At 67.1% G+C, this 22,307-nt stretch carries 19 protein-coding genes; 6 read left to right on the top strand and 13 right to left on the bottom strand.

Features of this window, described 5'->3' with window-relative positions; genetic code table 11:
- Window positions 1–44: 44 nt before the first annotated feature.
- Both KW832_RS00455 and KW832_RS00450 read right to left on the bottom strand, forming a co-directional pair.
- A complete protein-coding gene (locus KW832_RS00455; protein ID WP_218299012.1) occupies window positions 45–1,142 on the bottom strand; it encodes a M14 family metallopeptidase in 1,098 nt (365 codons plus the stop codon).
- An 86-nt stretch (window positions 1,143–1,228) separates the two neighbouring features.
- Window positions 1,229–2,440, bottom strand: a complete 1,212-nt coding sequence (locus KW832_RS00450) for a M20 aminoacylase family protein (RefSeq protein WP_218299013.1) — start codon at window positions 2,438–2,440, stop codon at window positions 1,229–1,231.
- A gap of 77 nt (window positions 2,441–2,517) precedes the next feature.
- Between KW832_RS00450 and argE the strand changes: the two genes are divergently transcribed.
- The gene (argE, locus tag KW832_RS00445) at window positions 2,518–3,678 is read left to right on the top strand and encodes an acetylornithine deacetylase (RefSeq protein WP_218299014.1); all 1,161 of its coding nucleotides are present in this window, start codon (window positions 2,518–2,520) and stop codon (window positions 3,676–3,678) included.
- Window positions 3,679–3,730: 52 nt separating this feature from the next.
- On the opposite strand, the gene KW832_RS00440 is transcribed toward argE, so the two are convergent.
- Window positions 3,731–4,879: an ABC transporter substrate-binding protein gene (locus KW832_RS00440; RefSeq protein WP_218299015.1), complete on the bottom strand. Its 1,149-nt coding sequence runs from the start codon at window positions 4,877–4,879 to the stop codon at window positions 3,731–3,733.
- Window positions 4,880–5,009: 130 nt separating this feature from the next.
- Between KW832_RS00440 and KW832_RS00435 the strand changes: the two genes are divergently transcribed.
- Complete coding sequence (locus KW832_RS00435) at window positions 5,010–7,106, top strand: molybdopterin-dependent oxidoreductase (RefSeq protein WP_218299016.1); 2,097 nt, start codon at window positions 5,010–5,012, stop codon at window positions 7,104–7,106.
- A gap of 94 nt (window positions 7,107–7,200) precedes the next feature.
- Here KW832_RS00435 and KW832_RS00430 read toward each other — a convergent pair whose 3' ends face one another.
- The 5 genes from KW832_RS00430 to KW832_RS00410 form a co-directional block, all read right to left on the bottom strand.
- Window positions 7,201–8,862, bottom strand: a complete 1,662-nt coding sequence (locus KW832_RS00430; RefSeq protein WP_218299017.1) for an MFS transporter — start codon at window positions 8,860–8,862, stop codon at window positions 7,201–7,203.
- Window positions 8,855–9,268: a DoxX family protein gene (locus KW832_RS00425; protein WP_370628616.1), complete on the bottom strand. Its 414-nt coding sequence runs from the start codon at window positions 9,266–9,268 to the stop codon at window positions 8,855–8,857. The genes KW832_RS00430 and KW832_RS00425 overlap by 8 nt, the downstream gene beginning before the upstream one ends.
- Window positions 9,265–11,166 (bottom strand): amidohydrolase, encoded by a 1,902-nt coding sequence (locus tag KW832_RS00420; RefSeq protein ID WP_218299018.1) that lies wholly within the window; start codon window positions 11,164–11,166, stop codon window positions 9,265–9,267. The genes KW832_RS00425 and KW832_RS00420 overlap by 4 nt, the downstream gene beginning before the upstream one ends.
- 162 nt (window positions 11,167–11,328) lie before the next feature.
- On the bottom strand, window positions 11,329–12,039 hold the full coding sequence (locus KW832_RS00415; RefSeq protein WP_218299019.1) for a hydrolase: 711 nt from the start codon (window positions 12,037–12,039) through the stop codon (window positions 11,329–11,331).
- Window positions 12,040–12,168: 129 nt separating this feature from the next.
- The gene (locus KW832_RS00410; RefSeq protein WP_218299020.1) at window positions 12,169–12,897 is read right to left on the bottom strand and encodes a pirin family protein; all 729 of its coding nucleotides are present in this window, start codon (window positions 12,895–12,897) and stop codon (window positions 12,169–12,171) included.
- Window positions 12,898–13,077: 180 nt separating this feature from the next.
- On the opposite strand from KW832_RS00410, the gene KW832_RS00405 reads away from it, so the two are divergent.
- The gene (locus tag KW832_RS00405; RefSeq protein ID WP_121422074.1) at window positions 13,078–13,980 is read left to right on the top strand and encodes a LysR family transcriptional regulator; all 903 of its coding nucleotides are present in this window, start codon (window positions 13,078–13,080) and stop codon (window positions 13,978–13,980) included.
- 178 nt (window positions 13,981–14,158) lie between these two features.
- Here KW832_RS00405 and KW832_RS00400 read toward each other — a convergent pair whose 3' ends face one another.
- The 5 genes from KW832_RS00400 to KW832_RS00380 form a co-directional block, all read right to left on the bottom strand.
- Window positions 14,159–14,839 (bottom strand): type 1 glutamine amidotransferase domain-containing protein, encoded by a 681-nt coding sequence (locus KW832_RS00400; protein WP_056745749.1) that lies wholly within the window; start codon window positions 14,837–14,839, stop codon window positions 14,159–14,161.
- A gap of 143 nt (window positions 14,840–14,982) precedes the next feature.
- On the bottom strand, window positions 14,983–16,074 hold the full coding sequence (locus KW832_RS00395; protein ID WP_370628617.1) for an alpha/beta hydrolase family protein: 1,092 nt from the start codon (window positions 16,072–16,074) through the stop codon (window positions 14,983–14,985).
- 164 nt (window positions 16,075–16,238) lie between these two features.
- Window positions 16,239–17,402 (bottom strand): iron-containing alcohol dehydrogenase, encoded by a 1,164-nt coding sequence (locus KW832_RS00390; RefSeq protein WP_218299021.1) that lies wholly within the window; start codon window positions 17,400–17,402, stop codon window positions 16,239–16,241.
- A gap of 122 nt (window positions 17,403–17,524) precedes the next feature.
- Window positions 17,525–18,250, bottom strand: a complete 726-nt coding sequence (locus KW832_RS00385) for an alpha/beta fold hydrolase (RefSeq protein ID WP_218299022.1) — start codon at window positions 18,248–18,250, stop codon at window positions 17,525–17,527.
- Window positions 18,251–18,455: 205 nt separating this feature from the next.
- Entirely contained in the window at window positions 18,456–19,358 is a 903-nt protein-coding gene (locus KW832_RS00380; protein WP_218299023.1) for a LysR family transcriptional regulator, read from the bottom strand.
- A 132-nt stretch (window positions 19,359–19,490) separates the two neighbouring features.
- Between KW832_RS00380 and KW832_RS00375 the strand changes: the two genes are divergently transcribed.
- The 3 genes from KW832_RS00375 to KW832_RS00365 all read left to right on the top strand — a co-directional run bounded on the left by KW832_RS00375 (window position 19,491) and on the right by KW832_RS00365 (window position 22,271).
- The gene (locus KW832_RS00375; RefSeq protein WP_218299024.1) at window positions 19,491–20,633 is read left to right on the top strand and encodes an alkene reductase; all 1,143 of its coding nucleotides are present in this window, start codon (window positions 19,491–19,493) and stop codon (window positions 20,631–20,633) included.
- A 58-nt stretch (window positions 20,634–20,691) separates the two neighbouring features.
- Entirely contained in the window at window positions 20,692–21,714 is a 1,023-nt protein-coding gene (locus tag KW832_RS00370) for a zinc-binding alcohol dehydrogenase family protein (RefSeq protein ID WP_218299025.1), read from the top strand.
- 143 nt (window positions 21,715–21,857) lie between these two features.
- Complete coding sequence (locus KW832_RS00365; RefSeq protein WP_218299026.1) at window positions 21,858–22,271, top strand: VOC family protein; 414 nt, start codon at window positions 21,858–21,860, stop codon at window positions 22,269–22,271.
- The last annotated feature ends 36 nt before the right edge of the window (window positions 22,272–22,307 follow it).

Below are 22,307 nucleotides of genomic sequence, written 5' to 3'. Positions count from 1 at the left end.
TTGCGCTTACTGGATAAGCGCCAGGTGCCTTTTTTACCACGTATTCAAGAAACCAGCCCCTCCACCGCCTGGAACATCGACTGCCGCGCCTGGCTGATGATCTGCCCCTTCCAGGCATCGGTGTCGGTGTAGAAGGCCGCCAGCATTTGTGCCTTGATCTGGGCGGCCTTGTCGGCGGGCGTGTCGGGGTGCAGGTTGAGCCACTGCTCGGCACGGATGGCGTTCATCACGTCGAGCACGGGCACCGTGCCGTACTCCATGGCGATGCCGGTGTACTCGGCATGCGGGCATTCGTCGTAGATCGAGGTCCACATCAGGCCGGTGAGGAAGGCCGAGGTGGACGAGCCATCGTAGATCGACGTGACCGGCGTGGCGCCGCCGCCGTCCCACCAGGCGCGCGCGCGGGCCACGGCCACGTCGTCGTCATTGCCCGCATAGATGCGCTCGCCATGGCCGCTGGGGCCCAGGCCGGTGTGCAGGTCGATCCAGGCAATGTGCGACGCACCTGCACCGTGCTGGCGCAGCACCTGGCGCAGCGTGCGGTTGCTCCAGGTGGGCTCGGTGCCGCCAAAGAAGACCCCTTGCGGAAACTCGTGCTGGCCTTGCGAGATGGCGGCCTGCCATGCCGCCTCGCCCTTGGTGGCGATGTACTGCTCCACGGCGGCCACGTTGTCGGGGCCGGGTGGCCACTGCTCGGGCAGCAGCAGGGGCTGCACCTCGCGGTAGGCAGTGTTCACGGGCAAGGGCCTTGAAAAGTTCTGGAAGTTGCGGTTCAGGTCCACGTTTTCGTGGGTGAAGCGGCGCACGTGCGAAAAGCCATACGGGTTGAGCGCATGGATATAGAGCGTGGCCACACCGGCGTCGCGCGCCTTCGCACGCCACTCGGCGTCGCGCAGTGCAAACACCTGCACACCACTGCCGCAATAGCCCTCGACGCCATGGCAGGCACTGCTCACGATGAGCAGCTTCTTGGCATCGGCCGGGCCGTCGCGCACCACGTCCATGGCCAGGTCTTCACCATCGCGGCCCTTCAGGGGGTGGGCATGTGACTCGATGGGCAGGCCTGCGGTGGCGGCCGCCTCCAGAAACTTTGTGCGCGCCTTTGCGTAACTGGGCGAAAACGCGTCAACGAGACCGATCATGGACAGGGACTTTCAGACGGGGGTGGAAACAAAACACCCCGGCGCGCGCGATGGGCGCCAGGGCGGGCATGACTCGGATCTGTGCGTCAGGCGGCGTCAGCGGGCTGGGCCAGCCATTCCTCGGCCAGCTTGACCCAGTAGGTGGCGCCCAGCGGGATCAGGTCGTCGTTGAAGTCATAGCTCGGGTTGTGCAGCATGCAAGGCCCGCCGCCGTGGCCCATCTCGCGGTGCGCGCCGTCGCCGTTGGCGATGAAGCAGTACGCACCGGGCTTGGCCTGCAGCATGTAGGCGAAGTCTTCGGCGCCCATGGTGGGCTCCTGGGGCAGCACACGCTCCTCCCCCACGATGCCCGCCATCACCTTGCGGGCAAATTCGGCCTCGGCGGGCGAGTTGATGGTGGGCGGGTAGTTGCGCACAAACTCGAACTCGCAGGTGGCGTCGTGTGCGGCGCAGGTGTGCTCGGCAATCTGGCGCATGCGCTTTTCGATCAGGTCCAGCACTTCCACGGTGAAGGTGCGCACCGTGCCCTGCAGTTCGACGCTGTCGGGCACCACATTGGTGGCCTCGCCCGCATGGATCATGGTGACCGAGATCACGCCCGCGTCCACCGGCTTCTTGTTGCGGCTGATGATGGTCTGGAAGGTCTGCACCATGCCGCAGGCGATCGGCACCGGGTCGATGCCTGTGTGCGGCAGGGCCGCATGGCCGCCTTTGCCGCGCAGGGTGATCTTGAATTCGCTGGTCGATGCCATGACCGGGCCGGGGCTTACGGCAAAAGTGCCCACCGGCATGCCGGGCCAGTTGTGCATGCCGTACACGGCCTCCATGGGGAACTGCTCGAACAGGCCGTCTTCGATCATCACGCGGGCGCCGCCGCCGCCTTCTTCGGCGGGCTGGAAGATCAGGTACACAGTGCCGTCAAAGTTGCGGTGCTTGGCAAAGTGCTGGGCCGCCGCCAGCAGCATGGCCACGTGGCCGTCGTGGCCGCAGGCGTGCATCTTGCCCTGGTGTTTGCTGGCGTGGGCGAAGGTGTTGAACTCCTGCATGGGCAGGGCGTCCATGTCGGCGCGCAGGCCAATCGCCCGGCCACTGGCGCCACCGTCGCGCCCCTTGACGATACCCACCACGCCCGTCTTGCCCAGCCCCCGGTGGATGGGAATGCCCCATTCGGTGAGCTTTTGGGCCACCACGTCGGCGGTGCGCACCTCTTCAAAGCACAGCTCGGGGTGGGCGTGAATGTCCCGGCGCACCGCTGCAATACTGGCCGCCTGGGTGACGATGGAGTCAATAACGTTCATGATATGTGTCCTTACGATCTCACAGTCTAGCCCGCTGGCCGTCCCTTGCGCCACTCCGGGATTATTTGCACTGCAACATGACACTCTCCCCCCACGCCCTCGAACTCGCGCAAACCCTGGTGCGCATGAACACCGTCAGCCACCACTCCAACCTGGAGCTGATCCACTTCATCCGCGACCACCTGGCTCGGCTGGGTGTGAAAAGCCGACTGACCTTCAACGACGACAAGACCAAGGCCAACCTGTTCGCCACGCTGGGCGAGGGCAAACCCGCTGGCGTGATCCTCTCGGGCCACACCGACACGGTGCCGTGGGACGGGCAGGACTGGACCATGGACCCACTGAGCGCTCTGGTCAAGGACGGCAATCTGTACGGGCGTGGCAGTGCAGACATGAAGGCCTTCATTGGCATTGCGGTCTCGCACGCCGAGCAATTCCTGAACAGCGACGCGCCCTTCGCCATCCACCTGGCCTTCAGTTATGAGGAAGAGATCGGCTGCTTTGGCGTAAAAGAGCTCATCGCCGACCTGCGCGATGCCAACATCAAGCCCCTGGCCTGCATCGTGGGCGAGCCCACCAGCATGATCCCCGCCATCGCGCACAAGGGCGTGTACCGATACAAGTGCTGCGTGCGCGGCAAGGAGGCGCATTCCTCCCTCACGCCGCATTCGGTCAACGCCATCGAGATGGCCGCCCGCGTGGTGGGCCGGGTGCGCGACATGGCGGAAGACTTTGAAAAGAATGAGCCCCGCTTTGAGGGCTTCGACGTGCCGTTTTCGACCACCAGCGTGGGCCAGTTCCACGGCGGCATTGCCGACAACGTGGTGCCGCGCGACGCCGAGTTCCGTTACGAGTTCCGCGACCTGCCCACGGCCAATGCTGCACAGATGCAGTCCGAGGTGGTGGCCTATGCCAAGTCGCTGGAGCCTGCGATGAAGAAGGTGGCGCCCGCAGCAGGCTTTGAATTCGAGACCATCTGCGAGATTCCGAGTTTTCTGGGCAGCAAGGACGACCCGGTCACGCGCCTGGCGCAGGAGCTGAGCGGCGAAAAGAACACCACGCTGGTGGCCTTTGGCACCGAGGCGGGCCTGTTCAAGAACGCGGGCATCTCCACCGTGGTGTGTGGCCCAGGCAGCATCCAGCAGGCCCACCAGCCCGACGAATACGTGAGCCTGGAGCAGCTGGCGCGCTGCGAGGCCTTCATGCAAGGACTGGTGCGCACACGCACACTGGGCTGATCGCCGCAGATAGATGCCGCAGAGCCCTCCGCCGGGGCCTGCGGCGCTGCAGTCAGGTCCTCACGCGGCCGTCGCCCGTCAGCATGGACATCTCGACAAACTTCGAGGCCGCATGGCTCGTAGCGCTGTAGGTGACCGGAAAGCCCGAAATCACCTGGCTGCCCAGCGACTCAATGCCGGTGATCAGGCTCTCGCGGGTGGGCCTTCCGCTGCCCTGGGCCTGGCGCAGGCCTTCAGTGAAGATGCGGGCGGCCAGAAAACCCTCCATGCTGGAGTAGTTGGCCTGCACCTTGTCGCCACCCTTCTTGATGGCTTCCAGAAACTCGCGGGTAATCTGGCGCGACGGCTGATAGGGCGAAGGTACGACCTGCGACACCACCACACCGGCGCCATCCTTGCCCAGCTCGTCGGCCAGCGCCTGCGTGCCCACGAAAGACACGTTGTAGAACGTGCCGCCAAAGCCCGCCTTGCGCGCTGCGCGCACGAAGGATGCGGCCGAGGCATAGGCAGTGATCTGCACCACGGCATCCGGCTTGGCCGGCACCAGCTTGTCCACAGCCGCTTTCACGTCGGTCGAATTGCGCTCCACCGTGGCAGTGGCCACAGGCGAGAGCTTGAGTTCGGTCAGCGCCTTCGTCACGCCATCGAGCCCGGCCTTGCCGTAGGCGTCGTTCTGGTAGAACACCGCAATCTTCTTGAGGCCCAGGTTGGTAAGCTGGCGCACGATGAGTGCGGTTTCGTCGTAGTACGAGGCGCGCACATGGAAGATCAGCCGGTTGAACGGCTGGCGCAGCGCCTCGGCCCCCGTAAAGGGGCCAAAGAATGGCACTTTTTCCTTGGTGAAGATAGGCATCGCCGCCAGGCTGGTGGGCGTACCGATGTAACCAAACAGGGCGAACACGTCTTCGGCAATGAGCTTGCGGGTGTTCTCGGCGCAGCGGTCGGGCTCGTAGCCATCGTCCATCGTGCGGATTTCCACCGTGCGTTTGCCCACGCCACCCTGCGCATTGAGCTGGTCGAAAAAGAGCTTGGCACCCAGATTGAACTGCACGCCCAGCTGCGCGGCGGGGCCCGTGAAGGCAGCAGACTGGCCCAGCACAATCCGGCCTTCACTTTGCGCGTGTGCCAGCTGGAAGCCCCCCAGCGCTGCAGCGCCCAGGCCCACGGAAAACTGTCTACGACCCAATACCGGTTGGTTCATGGTGAAATCTCTGCTCTTGTGAATCGAGGGCGATCCCTCTGCGCTGCCGGTAGGCAGCCTCCTTGGAAGGGTGGCTAGATATGCACAACCGTTCCAACCCTGATTGCCAGTTTAACGATCAACCTACCAAATGCCCACGTCTTCTGCTGCAAATTCCCCTCTATCTGTACCGACTCAGGTGCGCGGCGCTTGCCCCCACGACTGCCCGGACACCTGCGCCCTGTTGACGACCATAGAGAACGGCGTGGCCACCCGCGTACAGGGCAACCCCGCTCACCCACACACCGACGGCGTGCTGTGCGCCAAGGTGAGCAAGTACACCGAGCGCAGCTACCACCCCGAGCGCGTGCTCACGCCGCTCAAGCGCACGGGCGCCAAGGGGGCCGGCCAGTTCGCGCCCGTGACCTGGGACGAGGCGCTGAGCGACATCGCCCAGCGCCTGCAGGCCATCGCCGCGCGCGCGCCCGAAGCCATCCTGCCCTACAGCTACGCGGGCACCATGGGCATGGTGCAGGGCGAGAGCATGGACCGCCGCTTCTTCCACAAGCTGGGTGCCTCGCAGCTGGACCGCACCATCTGCGCATCGGCCGGCGCCGAGGCCTTGGTGCAGACCCTGGGCGGCAAGGTGGGCATGAAGGTGGAGTTCTTTGCCGAATCGCAGCTCATCCTGATCTGGGGCAGCAACTCCATCGGCAGCAACCTGCACTTCTGGCGCTACGCCCAGCAGGCCAAGCGCAATGGCGCCAAGCTGGTGTGCATTGACCCCCGCAAGAGCGAGACGGCCGACAAATGCCACGAGCACATTGCCCTGCGCCCCGGCACCGACGCGGCGCTGGCACTGGCGCTGATGCACGAGCTGATCGCGAACGACTGGCTGGACCACGACTACATCGCCCGCCACACGCTGGGCTGGGACCAGCTGCGCGAGCGCGCACTGCAGTGGCCGCCCGAACGCGCGGCCGAGGTGTGCGGCATTCCGGTGGAGCAGATCCGCCAGCTGGCCAAGGACTACGGCACGACGAAGCCCGCCGCCATCCGCCTGAACTACGGCATGCAGCGTGTGCGTGGCGGCGGCAATGCGGTGCGCGCCGTGGCCTGCCTGCCTGCGCTCACGGGCGCCTGGCGCCACAGCGCGGGCGGCGTGCTGCTGTCCAGCTCGGGCCAGTTCCCCGCGCAGCGCGCCGTGCTGCAGCGGCCCGACCTGATGCCCGCCCAGACACCGCGCACCATCAACATGTCCACCATTGGCGACGACCTGCTGCGCGGGGCCTCGCCTGCGTTCGGACCGAAGGTGGAGGCCATCGTGGTCTACAACAGCAATCCCGTGGCCGTGGCGCCCGATTCGGGCAAGGTGGTGCAAGGCTTTGCGCGCGAAGACCTGTTCACGGTGGTGCTGGAGCACTTCCGCACCGACACGGCCGACTACGCCGACTACATCCTGCCCGCCACCACGCAGCTGGAGCACTGGGACGTGCATCTGAGCTACGGCCACACCGACGTGCTGCTCAACCGCCCCGCTATTGCGCCGCTGGGCGAGGCCCGTAGCAACGCCCAGATCTTCCGCGACCTGGCGGCGCGCATGGGCTTTGCCGAGCCCTGTTTTGCCGAGAGCGACGAGGCCCTGTGCCGCCAGGCGTTTGGCGACGCAGTGGACTACGCACTGCTCGAAAGCCAAGGCTTTGCCACGCTGGCGCTGCCCGATGCGCCGTTCGCCGAAGGCAACTTCCCATCACCCTCTGGAAAGTGCGAGTTCTACAGCGCCCGCCTGGCCGCCCAGGGCCTGGACGGCCTGCCCGACCACCTGCCCAACTACGAACTGCAGGGCACGGATGCCCGCTACCCGCTGGCCATGATCTCGCCGCCCGCGCGCAACTTCTTGAACTCCACCTTCGTGAACGTGCAGAGCCTGCGCAACATCGAGGGCCGCCCGGTGCTGGAAATGCACCCCGACGACGCCGAAGCACGCGGCATTGCCAACGACGCCGTGGTGCGCGTGTTCAACGACCGGGGCAGCTACCTGTGCCACGCCACCGTGTCGCGCCGCGCACGGCCCGGGGTTGTGAATGGCCTGGGCATCTGGTGGCGCAAGTTGGGGCTGAACGGTACCAACGTGAACGAGGTCACCAGCCAGGCCCTCACGGACTTGGGCCGCGCGCCGACGTTTTATGACTGCCTGGTCGAGGTGGAAGCCAGCACCGTGGAAACGCCGACGTTGGCATCTGTGTGATCGCATTCATCTGCGCAACCGAGTCGATATCAATTTGATAGCATTCAGCGTATATTCCACTGGCGCTACAGGCCAATCCAACTAAAAATCCCCCTCAGTGTGCGTGCGAAGCGTTCGTTGACGGGGCGGCGCCCTCTTCACCCACGCCCCCCGGCGTCAGTGCCAGAAAGTGGTGCACTACCGGCCGCTCCGGTCCGACATGGAAACGCAATGCCTCCGCTTGCAGGTCGGCATCGGCCTTGGACACGCGGTGGTGCTGGCGCAGATGCTCGGCCCACGATTCGACCAGGAACCACTCGATGACCCGGCCCGGCTCGCCCGTGTGTTCGGCCACGCCCCAGGCGTAGGCGCCGTCGCGGCGGCGCTCTTGGGACAGGTGCTGCATGGCCTGCAGGAAGGCGGGCCGGTCGGGCTTGGCGATGCGGTATTCGATCTGCACCATCACCGGGCCCCGGTCGTGCGCCACGGGCTCCGCCAGCAGGGGCTCGGGCCAGTGGTTCGAGGGCTGCAGGTCGGCCTCACCGGTGGGCAGCTTCACGCGGTGAAAGATGAGCGACGCCGCCACCAGACCGACCGCGCCCATCAGCAGCGTAACCGGCAAGCCGGCCTGCCCGGCGATGAGGCCCCAGCCCAGGCTGCCGGCGGCCATCGCGCCGTTGAAGACCATGAGGTAGATGGCCAGGCCCCGGCCGCGCACCCAGTTGGGCAGCACGGCCTGGGCCACGCCGTTGAGGGTGGTCAGCGCGATGATCCATCCCAGGCCCAGCACCAGCATCAGCGCCACGGCGGCCCACTGGGGCGGGGCCACGGTCAGCACGCCCATGACGGCGGCGGTGAGCAACGAGGCCAGCAGCACCAGGCCGTCGGTGTTGAGCCGTTTGCGCAAGCGTGGCAGCAGCACGGCGCCCAGGATGGCGCCCGCGCCCACGGCGCCCAGCATCACACCGTAAAAGCCTGCCGAGCCGCCCAGCATGCGGCGCGCCACCAGCGGCAGCAGCGCCCAGACTGAGCTGGCGAACAGGAAGAACACGGCCGCGCGCAGCAGCACCACATGCAGCTCTCGGCTGGCGCGGGCGTAGCGCACGCCGGCGCGGAAGGCGCCGAAGAACTGCTCGTTCAGGCCTGAGGCCTCGGCCTTGGGGCGCTTCCACCACAGCAGCGCGGCGATCACGAACACATAGCTCAGCACGTCCAGGCCGTAGGCCATGGCCGCGCCGAAGCTGGCCAGCAGCAGGCCGCCCGCCGCCGGGCCGACGGCGCGTGCGATGTTGATGCCCAGCGAGTTGAGCGCCACGGCGCTCCTGAGCTCGCTGCGCGGCACCAGCTCGGGCACGATGGACTGCCAGGTGGGGCCCATGAGCGCGGCACCGATACCGCCCACAAAGGTCAGGGCCACCAGCCACTCCACCGTCAGCGTGTGGGTGTTGGCCAGGATGAGCAGCGTTCCGCTGACGGCCGCCAGCAGCACCTGCACCCCGATCAGGAAGCGGCGGCGGTCCAGGATGTCCGACAGCACGCCCGCAGGGATGGCGAGCAGAAAGACGGGCAGCGTGGCGGCCGTCTGGATCAGCGCGACCGCGGTGGGGCTGGACGAGAGCTCGGTCACCATCCAGGCGCTGGCCACGTCGCGCATGAAGCTGCCGATGTTGCCCAGCACCGTGGCGATCCACAGCACCGCAAAGACGGGAATGGCCAGCGGCGCAAAGCTGCCCGGTGCGGTGGTGGTGTCGGGTTTGGTTGGGCGGTGATCAGACATGGCGGCCTCCGAGGTCGTGCCAGGCGACGAGCAGCATGCCGCCCACCAGGCCCCAGTGTTCAAAAAATGCGTTGGCGCTGCGCTGCCGCTCGGCGGGCGGCGCGGCCCAGAAGCGGTCTGCCAGCAAGGCGGCCAGCGCCGTGAAGCCCGCCAGGGCGAGCGCCCCCAGCCAGCGGTACCAGCCCGACAGGATGAGCGCCGAGGCCGAAAGCTGCAGCACCAGCGTGGCGGCAGCGATGGGCGCGGCGGGGGCCAGGCCGAGCGAGCGCACCTCGGCCACGGCGCCCGCAAAGTTGCGGGCCTTGCCGATGCCGCCCTGCAGGTACGCGGCGCACAGGCACAGCAGCGCCAGCGTCTGCACCCAGGGCGCGGTGGCGGCGTTTTGCAATGCGTGCTGCACCGTCACACCGCCCAGCAGGCGCAGCCGAGCGCACCCCAAAAGCCCTGCAGGTCGGACACGGGGAGCTTGCTGCTCCAGGCCGTGGCATGGGCGTGGCCGTGCAGGTTGCAGTTGCTCGCACAGCCGCAGTTCGCCGCCGCGTTGCGCAGCACGGCCTGCAGCGGCGCGCCGTCCGCCCCTCCCTGGGCACCCCAGGCGCCGTAGCCGCCGAAGGTGCGCACGGGCGACCAGTCGGGCATGGCGGGCGGCGGGGCCGCGTCGTCGAAGCGCGCGAAGTCGCCCACGCCATAGACCACCTTGCCGCCCACCACGGTGAGCAGGGCCGTGGTGTCGGCGATGTCGGACTCGGGGCAGGCAAAGAAGTCGCGGTCGGGCACGACGAGGTCGGCCAGCTGGCCCGCCTCGATGCGGCCCTTCTTGCCCTGCTCGTTGCTGAACCAGGTGACGTTCTCGGTCCACATGCGCAAGGCCTGGTCGCGGGTGAGGCAGTTGCGCTGCGGCGTGAGCGGCAGGCCGCCCACCGTCTTGCCAGTGACGAGCCAGGACAGCGACACCCAGGGGTTGTAGCTGGCCACGCGGGTGGCGTCGGTGCCGGCGGACACATTGACGCCCTTCTCCAGCATGCGCTTGACCGGGGGCGTGGCCTCGGCCGCAGCAGCGCCGTACCGCTCCACGAAGTATTCGCCCTGGTAGGCCATGCGGTGCTGCACGGCCACGCCGCCGCCCAGGGCAGCGATGCGGTCGATGGACTTTTCCGAGATGGTCTCGGCATGGTCGAAGAACCAGTTCAGGCCGGCCAGCGGCGTGTCCTGGTTGACCTTTTCGAACACGTTGAGCGCGCGCTCGATGGTCTCGTCGTAGGTGGCGTGCATGCGCCAGGGCCAGCGGTTCTGCGCGAGGATGCGCACCACCTCTTCCAGCTCGCCTTCCATGCCGGGCGCAAGCTCGGGCTGGGGCTGGCGGAAGTCCTCGAAGTCGGCGGCGGAGAACACCAGCATCTCGCCCGCGCCGTTGTGGCGAAAGTAGTCCGTGCCCTGCTTGTACTGCGAGGTGGCCGTCCAGTTCAGGAAGTCCTCCTTCTCGTGCTGGGGCTTTTGCGTGAACAGGTTGTAGGCCAGGCGAATGGTGAGCTGGTCGGCATCGGCCAGCTCCTGGATCACGTCGTAGTCATCCGGGTAGTTCTGCATGCCGCCGCCCGCGTCGATGGCGCCGGTCACGCCCAGGCGGTTGAGCTCGCGCATGAAGTGGCGCGTGGAGTTGACCTGGTAGTCGTGCGGCAGCTTGGGGCCCCTGGCCAGCGTGGCATACAGGATGGCCGCATTGGGCTTGGCCAGCAGCAGGCCCGTGGGGTTGCCCGCGCTGTCGCGCACGATCTCGCCGCCGGGCGGCGCGGGCGTGTCCTTGCCATAGCCCACGGCGCGCAGCGCGGCTCCGTTGAGCAACGCGCGGTCGTACAGGTGCAGGATGAACACGGGCGTGTCCGGCGCCACGGCGTTCAGCTCGGCCAGCGTGGGCAGGCGCTTTTCCGCAAACTGGTGCTCGGTGAAGCCGCCCACCACGCGCACCCACTGCGGCGCGGGCGTCACCGCTACCTGGGCTTTGAGCATGGCCATGGCGTCGGCCAGGCTCTTCACGCCGTCCCACCGCAGCTCCATGTTGAAGTTGAGGCCGCCGCGGATGATGTGCAGGTGGTTGTCGATGAGCCCCGGCAGCACGCTGCGCCCGCCCAGGTCGATGACCCGCGTACCCGCACCGGCCAGCGCCATCACTTCGCGGTCGTCACCGACCTTGGTAAAGCGCCCTTGCGCAATGGCGACCGCACTGGCCGTGGGATTGGCGCGGTCCAGCGTGGTGAAGCGGCCGTTGCGCAGGATGAGGTCGGGGGTTTGGGCTGGTTGTGTCATGGTCTTCGGACTTCGAAATTTCAGCAATGGCAGAGCGCAAAGAGTGCACCAGATTTCGTAGCGAGCGGGCCGAGGTCGCACCGAGGACCGCAGCCGTACTTGCGTACGGCGAGGACCGCAGGTGCGAGATCGGCCCGCGCAGTAGAAAGATGGTGTGCTCTTTCAGGCTTCTTGGGCGTTGAACATGGTCTTGGCGTAGGTGATGCCCAGGCCATAGCCGCCACCGAACTTCTTGGCGATGCCCGTCGTCATGTCGTACGTCTCGCCCCGCGCCCAGTCGCGCTGCAGCTCCAGCAGGTACTGCAATGCCGTGATGGGCCGCGCGCCGGCCTGCACCATGCGCTCCATGGCGCGGTTGTGCGCTTCCACGGAGATGTCGCCGCTGGCATCGGCGATCACATACACCTCGAAGCCCTGGTCCAACGCCGACAGCGCCGGGCCCACGATGCACACGCTGGTCCACAGGCCGGCCAGCACGATGCGCGGCTTGCCGATGGCGTTGACCCGTGCGATCACGGCCTCGTCCTCCCAAGTGTTCATGGAGGTGCGGTCCAGCAGCGCCTGGCCGGGGAATGGTGCAGTCACTTCCTCGAACATGGGGCCGCTAAAGCTCTTTTCGGCCACGGTGGTGAGGATGGTGTCCACGCCAAACCCGGCGGCCGCGCTGGCCACCAGGCCCGCGTTGGAGCGCAGCGTGATTGCATCGATGGAGTGCGTGGCAAAGGCCATCTGCGACTGGAAGTCGATCATGACCAGGGTGTGGTCGTCGGCGTTGAGCAGCGTGGCGCCGGGCTTGGCGTAGGCGACGGGGCGGGCGGTGGCGTTGGCTGCGGCGGTCGTGTTGGCGTTGGCGTTGGCGTTGGCGTTGGTCATGGTGAACTCCCTGGAAATTGAAGATGAAGGACGTCGAGAAAAACAAAAAATAGACAAGGCAATGCGGCGGGCCGGGGCGCAAGGGATGGGCGGCATCGCCCACCCCGCTCCTCAGAGCGCCCTATCCGCTCAGTGCGGCATCGTGGGCAGCTCGTTGGGCCGCAGGTCGAACACCAGCACCTCGGCGCCTTCGCCGTGGGCAAAACGCAGGGGCCCGGCGTCGCGGATGCGGGCGCCGTCGCCTTCGGACAGCCGCTCGCCGTTCACGTCCAGGCTGCCGCGGGCCACGTGGACATACACGTTGCGGCCCGGGCCCACGTCCAGATCGGCCGACTCCTCGCTGCCGTCGAACAAGCCGGCGTAGACCCGGGCGTCCTGGTGCACGGCCAGCGATCCGTCGGCCCCTTCGGGCGAGATGATCTGGCGCAGGCGGCCGCGCTTGTCGGACTCGCTGAAGTGCACCTGCTGGTAGCGGGGCGCGGCGCCGCGCACACCGGGCACGATCCAGATCTGCAGGAAGTGCACGGGCTCGTCGCTGGAGTGGTTGAACTCGCTGTGGCGCACGCCGGTGCCGGCGCTCATCATCTGCACGTCGCCGGGGCGGATGACCGAGCCCGTGCCCATGGAGTCCTTGTGCTCCAGCGCGCCTTCCAGCACGTACGAGAAGATTTCCATGTCGCGGTGCGGGTGGGTGCCAAAGCCCTTGCCCGGGGCCACGCGGTCGTCGTTGATGACCAGCAGGTCGGAGAAGCCTTGCTGGTTGGCGTCGTGGTAGTGGCCAAAGGAGAAGGTGTGGCGCGAATGGAGCCAGCCGTGGTTGGCGTTGCCGCGGTGTTGGGCTTTGCGGGTGTCGAGCATGGTGCAGATCCTTTCTTCGTCGATGTGATTCACACTGGGAGGTTTTTGCCTCATCGCCCTATTCATCAAGGCTTCAGTGCTGCGGTGAAGAAAGTATCTCGCGCCGTTCCGGGGCGTATGCTGAAAGGTTTTCCAACTCATCATCGATAATTTCGATGATGCAGATCAAGAAATTGGACCATGTTGAAACTCACGCTGGAAGCCATTGAAACCATCGACGCCATTGCCCGCCACGGCTCGTTTGCAGGTGCCTCCGAGCGGCTGCACAAGGTGCCGTCCACCATCTCGTACGCCGTGAGCAAGCTGGAAGACCAGCTGGGCCTGGCCCTGTTCACCCGCAACGGCCCGCGCGTCACGCTCACCCCTGCCGGCCAAGAGATGCTCAAGGAGGGGCGCTGGCTGCTGGCCGCCGCGCAGCAGCTCGAATCGCGGATGCGGCAGATCGCCACGGGCTTCGAGTCCGAGCTGCGGCTGATGCACGACTCGCTCATCCCCACGCACGCGTTCAACCAGGACATCTGCGCGTTTGAAGACCTGCACTGCGGCACCCGACTGCGCATCAGCAGCGAAGCGTTGACAGGCACCTGGGAGGCGCTGCGCGAAGGGCGCGCAGACATCGTCGTGGCCGCAGGCGAAGGCCCAGCGGGGGGTGGCTACAAGGCGGTGGCCGTGGGCAGCCTGGCCTTCGCTTTTTGCGTGACGGCCACACACCCGCTGGCCAAGCTGCAGCGGCCGCTCACGCGCAGCGACTTGCTGGAACACACGGCCGTGGTGGTGGGCGACGGGGCGCGCTCGCTGAACGACCGCACGGTGGGGTTGCTGTCAGGCCAGCGCCGTATCACCGTGCCATCGATGCAGGCCAAGATCGCTTGCCAGGCCGCAGGTCTGGGCCACGGTTTTGTGCCCCGCGCCTGTGTGCGCGTGGAGCTGGAGACCGGCATTCTGGTGGAGTTGCAGGTGGAGGAGCCCCGCCCGGACGAAACCTTCTGGCTGGCCTGGCGACCCGAGCACATGGGCGAGGCACTCAAGTGGTGGCGCCACCGGCTAGACCGCCCGCTGTTGCCAGGCATCCTGCCGTATTGAATGAAGCGAGAGCGCTGCGTGGTCTGGCGACAGGCATCACCACACGATCACTTTCAATTTGATAGCTGCTTGCGCTGATGGATAAAGCGCTGGCAGCCCTTTTTGCTTCCAATGTGGAACACGGATAACCCGGTGCGTCCACCCGGCGCAAATATGGGGCCGAAGCCCCTTTTCCTCATCAACCCAATTGCTTGAGCAAGGCATGGGCGCCCTGCTCTGACGATGCCGGGTTCTGCCCCGTGATCAGCGTGCCATCGGTCAGCACATAGGGTGCCCAGTCAGGGCCTTTGGAATACACACCACCGTTGGCCTTGAGCATGTCTTCCACCAGGAACGGCACGATCTGGGTCAGCTGCACAGCGTCTTCTTCGGTGTTGGTGAAACCCGTGACCTTCTTGCCCTTCACCAGGGGCGACCCGTCGGGCGCCTTGGTGTGGCGCAACACGCCGGGTGCGTGGCACACCAGCGCCAGCGGCTTGCCGGCCGCAAAGGTCTTTTCGATGAGTGCGATGGACTGCGCGTCTTCGGCCAAGTCCCACAGGGGGCCATGGCCGCCGGGGTAGAACACGGCGTCAAAGTCCTCGGCCTTCACGCTGGACAGGGGCACGGTGCTGGCCAGCTGCTGCTTCGCTGAAGCATCGGCCTTGAAGCGGCGCGTGGCATCGGTCTGGGCGTTTTCGTCGTCGCTTTTGGGGTCCAGGGGCGGCTGGCCACCGTGAGGCGATGCGAGCGTGATCTGCACGCCTGCATCCTTGAACACGTAGTACGGTGCCGCAAACTCTTCCAGCCAGAAGCCCGTCTTTTTGCCGGTGTCGCCCAGTTGGTCGTGGGACGTCAGAACCATGAGGATGTGTGCCATGGAGGTCGCTTTCGTTGTGGGGATTGATCGGAAAAAGCAAACCACCACCGTACCAGCCATAGGGCCCGTTGTCCCGCGATGCAGGCAGGTTTGCGGCATTGGCTTACAGGACGGTACTACCGCGCTGTAAGCCCCCCAGCATCTCAGCGCAGCTGCCTGGCCAGGAACTCCGCCACCTCGTTCTCCAGCGTGGCATGGTAAGCCACGCGGTCAAAGCCTTCGGGGTTGGCTGCGGCGTCTCCCGCCTCGGACGCCAGCGGCCAGACAGACTGGGCCATGAAGGCGAAGTGGCCTGCACCTGGCACGGTGCTCGCCTGTGCGGAGGGCAGATTGGCCGCCACATAACCGCCGTGGTAGGGGCCCAGAAGCACGGCATCGCGCTCGGCCACCATCAGCCGCACCGGCACGCCGATGGCCTTCAGGCTGTCGGGTGTGAACACCACCGCCATGGGCGCCATGGCCACCACGGCGCGGATGCGGGGGTCTGCCACCGAGACCAGCGGACCATCGAGCGCGGGGGCGCCGGCCTGTGTGGATACCGCGGTGGCGGCCGCAGGGGCCTCCTTGGTAGTCTGGGCGGTCTGGCCACGGGCGGGCAGCTTGCCCAGGCTACAAAAGCCGGGGTCGTCCGACACGCTGCGGCAGTGCTGCGCCGCACGGGCCGGTTCGGCCTGCGCACCGGCCAGGGCCAGCACGGTGTAGCCGCCTGCCGAATGGCCCACGGCGCCAATGCGCCCGGCCGGAATGCGGGAGCCCCATTCGGGGCTGGCCAGCAGTGCGTCCAGCACGCGGCTTACCTGGCGGGGGCGCTCGCTGAAATAGCGGCCCGAGGTGATCATCGACCGGTCTTCCCAGTTGTCGCCCGGATGGCGCAGCGCTGCCACCAGATAGCCGTCGGCCGCCAGGCGCGTGGCCAGGTTGTGGTGGCCCAGTTCATGGCCGCCCGTGCCGTGCGAGATGAGGATCAGGCCCTTGAGGGGCGCGGTTGCCACCGGGGCGCCCGGCGTGACCACGGGCCGCCACGGGCCCATGGGCAGGGTGCGCGCCACGGCGGGGGTGGGGTAGTACAAGGCCACGGTCACGGGCTCGGCACCCGGGACCACCAGGGTGCGCAGCCCGGCATATTGCGCCGATGCCGGGGTGGCCCAGGCCAGCATCGCTACAAAAGCAGCCAGCAGCGGGGCACGGGCAACCCGCCATGTGGTGCGGAGGGCCAGGAAGAGGATGAGGATCACGGTGCGCCTTTCGTCAATGGCCGCCCGAGGTGGCGGCTTGACGGCACTGTAGGCAGCACCCGCAGCGGGCTCCAGCGCCCTGCGACGAAACGCCGCTGCGCGGCGCGAAATGCACCACGGGAGGCGCGAGCGTCTGCCCGCCCGCCCTCCCGCTCGGCGGCGGCTTACAGCGCGGCTTCGAGGATGCGGCGGCTCACGGCGGGCGTGATCTCGCGCTGCTCGCCCAGGGTCACCATGCCATGCGCTTCCAGCTGCGCCACCACGGCGCCCACGGTGTCGGCGCCCAGGCCGTAGCCCGACAGGCGGGTGGCGATGCCCATGCTTTCAAAGAAGTCGCGCGTGCGCTCGATGGCGGCGGTGATGCGCTCGTCATCCGTGCCGGTGGTGATGCCCCATACGCGCTCGCCGTACTGCAACAGCTTGGCGCGTTTGGCGCCACGCCGCTCGTGCAGCAGCGCGGGCAGCACGATGGCCAGCGTGCGCGCGTGGTCGATGCCGTGCAGCGCGGTCAGCTCGTGGCCGATCATGTGTGTGGCCCAGTCCTGCGGCACGCCCGCGCCGATCAGGCCGTTGAGCGCCATGGTGGCGGCCCACATCAGGTTGGCACGGTCGTCGTACACAGGCTCGGGGGCGGTCAGCAGGCGCGGGCCGATCTCGATCAGCGTCTGCAGGATGCCTTCGGCAAACCGGTCCTGCACGGGTGCGTTGACGGGGTAGGTCAGGTACTGCTCGACCGTGTGCACAAACGCATCCACCACGCCATTGGCCAGTTGCTGGGGTGGCAGGGTGTAGGTCTTGGTGGGGTCGAGCACCGAGAACACCGGGTAGGTGTGCACGCTGCCAAACGACAGCTTGGCGCCCTTGGCGCGGTGGGTGATGACGCCGCCGTTGTTCATCTCCGAGCCCGTGGCGGGCAGCGTGAGCACGGAACCAAACGGCATGGCGCCCTTGACGTTGCGGCCGTGCTTTTCGAGGATGGCCCAGGGGTCATCACCTTCAAAGCGGACAGCGGCCGCGATGAACTTGGTGGCGTCGATCACCGAACCGCCACCCACGGCCAGCAAGAAGTCAAACCCGCCTTCGCGGATCTGCGCCACGGCCTTCATGGAGGTCTCGTAGCTCGGGTTGGGCTCGATGCCGCTGAAGGTGGCGTGCTGGCGCTCGCCCAGCGCGGCGCGCACCTCGGCCAGGGTGCCGGTCTTTTCGGCGCTGGCACCGCCCACCAGGATCAGCACCTTGGCTGCAGCGGGCACGAGCTTGGCCAGGTCGGCAATGCGGCCCTGGCCGAAGGCGATGTGGGTGGGGTTGTGGAAGTCGAAATTCAGCATGGGGGTCTTTCTGGGCGAGGCCGGCGCATGCGCCGTTGGGGGTCGCATTGTGCGGCGCACCCGCGCCCCGGCGGCGTCGCGTGGGCGATAGCCCTGCGGCCGCCGCGCTCATCCCGGGCCCGTCAGCGAAAACCGGCAATCTGGTGCACGGTGTCCGCCAGCCGCTGGGGTTGCGAGAAATACGCAGAGTGGCTCGCCTCGATGGATGACACCGTGGCGCAAGGCGAGGCCGCGATCATCTTGCGCTGCAGCTCGATGGTCACGGCCCGGTCCTGCGTCAGCTCGATGTAGTGCCGGGGCACGCTGCCGTAGCGCGGCGCCGTCAGCGCAAGCCGGGTGAGTGCGGGCAGCGAGGGCTCGGGCGTGAGCAGCGCCTGGGCCAGCGCCACGTCGGCGTCCGAGCAATCGGCGTACAGCGCGGGGCGGTAGGCCTCGGGCGCCAGGTGGTCGGTCAAGGTGCTGCGGCTGACATGGATGTGGCGCGCCACCAGCGAGGCCTTGTCCTGGCGGAAGAAGTCCGTCACCCGCTCGCCATGGCGCAGCATGTAGGCGGCCAGGTAGGTCACACCCACCAGCTTGTGGTGCCGCAACTCGGCCACTGTGGACGCCACAATGCCGCCCCGGCTGTGCGCCACGATGAGCGCCGGGCCGTCCAGCGCATCGAGCACCCGGCACACATGCGCCGCCATGGCCGAGAGCGTGGTGCGCCCCCGCGCCACCCGCCAATGGCGACCGTGAGCGGGCAGGTCAGGCACATGCACCTGGTGCCCCCGGGCCTGCAGCAGCGGGACCACTTTGTGCCAGCACCAGGCGCCGTGCCAGCTGCCGTGCAAAAGAACGATATTCATGAAGATGCCTTTGGGTCTTGGGGAGAAATGCCGGGCGCCAGTTGCGCCGCCAGCCGGGCGAGCGATGGCTTGGCGCCCCACTCCGACCGGAGCGTAAAACCGCTCCGCCCCAGGCACTCGCTGAATCCGGACCACCGATTGGCGGCCGGCGGCCCCCCTCTCCTCCCTCGCCCGCGACACGCAAAGATCAGGAGGCGACCTCTTGCTACTGCAGCGCCTGCAGCCGCGTGGCCATGAAGTCACGCAGCGCACGCACCAGCGGCGTGAGCTGCCTGCGGCTGGGGGCCACCAGAAACAGCGGGACCGACTCCGTGGTCCAGTCGGTGCACAGTGGCACCAGACGACCGGCAGCCAGGTCGTGCGCCACGTCAAAGTACGACTTGTAGGCAATGCCGCGCCCCAGCACGGCCCAGCGGCGCACGGCATCGCCGTCATTGGCCACGTTGTGGCTGCGCACACGCACCTGCGCCTCCTGGCCCGCCGCATCCCAGAACCGCCAGCGGTCATGCACGTCCTCGCCCAGCATGAAGCACAGGCAGTCATGGTCCACCAGCGCATGCGGGGTGGGGGGCGCGCCGTGGGCCGCCAGGTAGGCCGGGGCCGCACACAGCACGCGCCGGTGCTCGGCCGCCAGCGGCAGCGCGACCAGGCCCGAATCCTGGGGCTTGCCATAGCGAAAAGCGGCGTCCACCGGCTCGCTGTACACGTTGGCCATGCGATCTGACAGCTGCAATCGGACGGCGATGCCCGGGTGCTCGACTTGGAACTCGTCGAGCCAGGGCAACAACACATTGCGCCCCAGGTCGGACGGCGCCGCCAGCTGCAGCGTGCCGCTCAGCGCACCCGCCCGGCCGCTGGCCAGCTGCCCCTGCACCTGCTGCAGCGCGGCCAGCGCGGGGCGGCAGTGCTCCAGAAACAACGTGCCCTCGGGCGTGAGCCGCAGGCTGCGCGTGGAGCGCACGAACAGCAGCACGCCCAGCTCGACCTCCAGCCGCTTGAGTGCCGCGCTGGCCGCTGCCGGGGTCAGGTCCAGCGCCCGGGCCGTGGCCGACAGGCTGCCGCTGTCCACAGTGCGCACAAAGATGTCCAGGTCTTGCAGGCTTTTCATGTCTTGGTCGTGGCGTTGAGCTGGCCATCTTCAAATTTTCTTTGAATATTCATTCAATCGACAGGCTATTTAAAAACAAATAAGACAAAGCGAACATACAAGCCTGTCCAGCCCACTCCACAAGCTTTGACCATGACCCGCACTGCCACATCTCCTCTTTTTGCCCCTTTGGCGCTTGGCCCCCTCACCTTGCCCAACCGCATGGTGATGGCGCCCATGACCCGGGCTCGCAGCACCCAGCCCGGTGACGTGCCCAACGCGATGATGGCCACCTACTATGCCCAGCGGGCCAGCGCCGGGCTCATCGTGAGCGAGGCCACCCAGATCTCGCGCCAGGGCCAGGGCTACAGCTTTACGCCGGGCATCTACACCGAAGCCCAGGTGCAAGGCTGGCGCCGGGTGACGGATTCCGTGCACACCGCTGGCGGCCGCATGGTGCTGCAGTTGTGGCACGTGGGCCGCATGTCGCACCCCAGCTTTCACGCCGATGGCCTGCCCGTGGCGCCATCCGCCTTGTCGCCCGAGGCCAAAGTCTGGGTGGTGGGTGACGACGGCGTGGGCCGCATGGTCGATAGCCCGGTGCCGAGGGCATTGGGCACCGCCGAGATCGCGGGTGTGATCGACGACTTTCGGCGCGCTGCTGCCAACGCCATGCGGGCAGGCTTTGACGGGGTGGAAATCCACGGGGCCAACGGTTACCTCATCGACCAGTTCCTGCGCACCACGTCCAACCATCGCACAGATGCCTACGGCGGCACCATGGACAACCGCACCCGCTTCGCCCGCGAAGTGGCCGCCGCCGTGGCCAGCGAGGCGGGCGCCGAGCGCACCGGCATGCGCCTGGCCCCGTTCATCACCCAGCGCAACATGAACTGCCCCGAGATCATTCCGACCATGCTGCACCTTGCGCGCCAACTGGACACGCTGGGCCTGGCCTACATCCACCTGGCTGAGGCTGACTGGGACGACGCCCCCAGCATCCCCGATGACTTCCGCCAGGCCTTGCGCAATGCCTACAGCGGCCGCGTGATCGTGGCGGGCAAATACACGTCCGAGCGCGCGCAGCAGATCCTGTCATCCGGCATGGCAGACCTTGTGGCCTTCGGCCGCGCCTTCATTGCCAACCCCGACCTGCCGGCGCGCTACGCCGCCGGGCTGCCGCTGGCCGCATTTGACCCCGCGACTTTGTTCGGCGGCACCGAGCATGGCTACAGCGACTACAGCGCCGCCCGCACGACTGCAGCACAACAGCCCGCCGCTGAGGCCCTTGCTTGAGCTGACCACACGCAACCCTATCCCCATCACTCCCACTCCACACACCAGGACCTGCACCATGAAAGCCATCGGCTACCAAACCGCCCACCCCATCGACCACCCCGAGTCGCTGCTCGACATCACCCAACCCGACCCCATGGCCACCGGCCACGACCTGCTGGTGGAGGTGCACGCTGTTTCCGTCAACCCCGTGGACACCAAGGTGCGCAAAAGCAGCTCGCGCAGCGGCGACGGCCCCGACTACAAGGTGCTGGGCTGGGACGCCAGCGGCATCGTGCGCGCCGTGGGGCCAGAGGTGACACTGTTCCAGCCCGGCGACCGCGTCTGGTACGCAGGCTCCATCGCGCGCGCCGGCACCAACAGCGAGCTGCATCTGGTGGACGAGCGCATCGTGGGCCACGCACCGAAGTCGCTGGACTTTGCGGAAGCCGCCGCACTGCCGCTGACCACCATCACCGCGTGGGAGCTGCTGTTTGACCGCCTGCGCGTGGCGCCCGGCAAGCAGCCCACCAACAAGACCCTGCTCATCATCGGCGCGAGCGGCGGCGTGGGCTCCATCCTCACGCAGCTGGCGGCTCGGCTCACCAGCCTCACGGTGATCGGCACCGCGTCGCGCCCGGAGACACAGCAGTGGGTGCGTGAACTGGGCGCCCACCACGTCATCGACCACAGCCAGCCCCTGACGCAAGAACTGGCCCGCATCGGCCACCCCACGGTGGACATCATCGTGAGCCTCACGCAGACCGACGCGCACTTCGACCAGATCGTCGAGGCCATCGCGCCCCAAGGCCAGCTCGCGCTGATCGACGACCCGGTAGCGCTCGACGTGACGAAGTTCAAGCGCAAGTCGGTGTCGGTGCATTGGGAGCTGATGTTCACCCGCGCGCTGTTTGGCACGGACGACATGATCGGCCAGCACCGCCTGCTGACCGAGGTGGCGCAGCTGGTAGACGCCGGGCTGATCCGCACCACACTGGACCAGCGCGTTGGCAGCATCAATGCGGCGAATCTGAAACGCGCCCATGCGCTCATCGAGAGCGGCAAGGCGCGGGGCAAGCTGGTGCTGGAGGGGTGGAACTGAAGAGCGCCAGTCCGATGAGTCCCAGGCATGGGCGGGGCGGCCTTTGAGGCCGCGGTGGGTTCTGTATCCAGATGAAAAATACTGTGTTTAATATCAGTATCTCAGGTATAAAACCGCACACAACAACCCTAGGAGCCCCTCCCATGCTGGACCACATGACCTTCCGCGTCACCGACATCGCCCGCACCAAGGCGTTCTACACCGCTGCCCTCGCGCCTTTGGGCTACAACCTGTGTTTTGAAGGCAACTACGGATCCAACATGCTGGGCTATGCCTACCCGGCTCCGTCCGAGCCCGACGGCAAGAAGGCGGATGTGTGGTTCATCGACGGCCCCTCGCCCTACGGCGGCCCGCCCGCGACCACGGGCTGCCACCTGGCGTGGCGCGCCCAGAACCGGGCGCAGGTGGATGCTTTCTACGCCGCCGCCATCGCAGCAGGCGGCAAGGACAACGGCGCCCCGGGCCTCCGGCCCGACTACCACGCGCACTACTACGGCGCTTTTGTGATTGACCCGGAAGGCAACAACATCGAGGCGGTATGCCACCTGCCTGAATAGATGGGCCTGCAAGGCTGACGGGTGGCCAGGCCCGGC

This window comes from Acidovorax sp. sif0632 (assembly GCF_019218805.1).
GTDB classification, from domain to species: domain Bacteria; phylum Pseudomonadota; class Gammaproteobacteria; order Burkholderiales; family Burkholderiaceae_C; genus Acidovorax; species Acidovorax facilis.
Note: the sequence above shows the minus strand (reverse complement) of the source record. Positions and strands in the feature narration are given on the sequence as shown.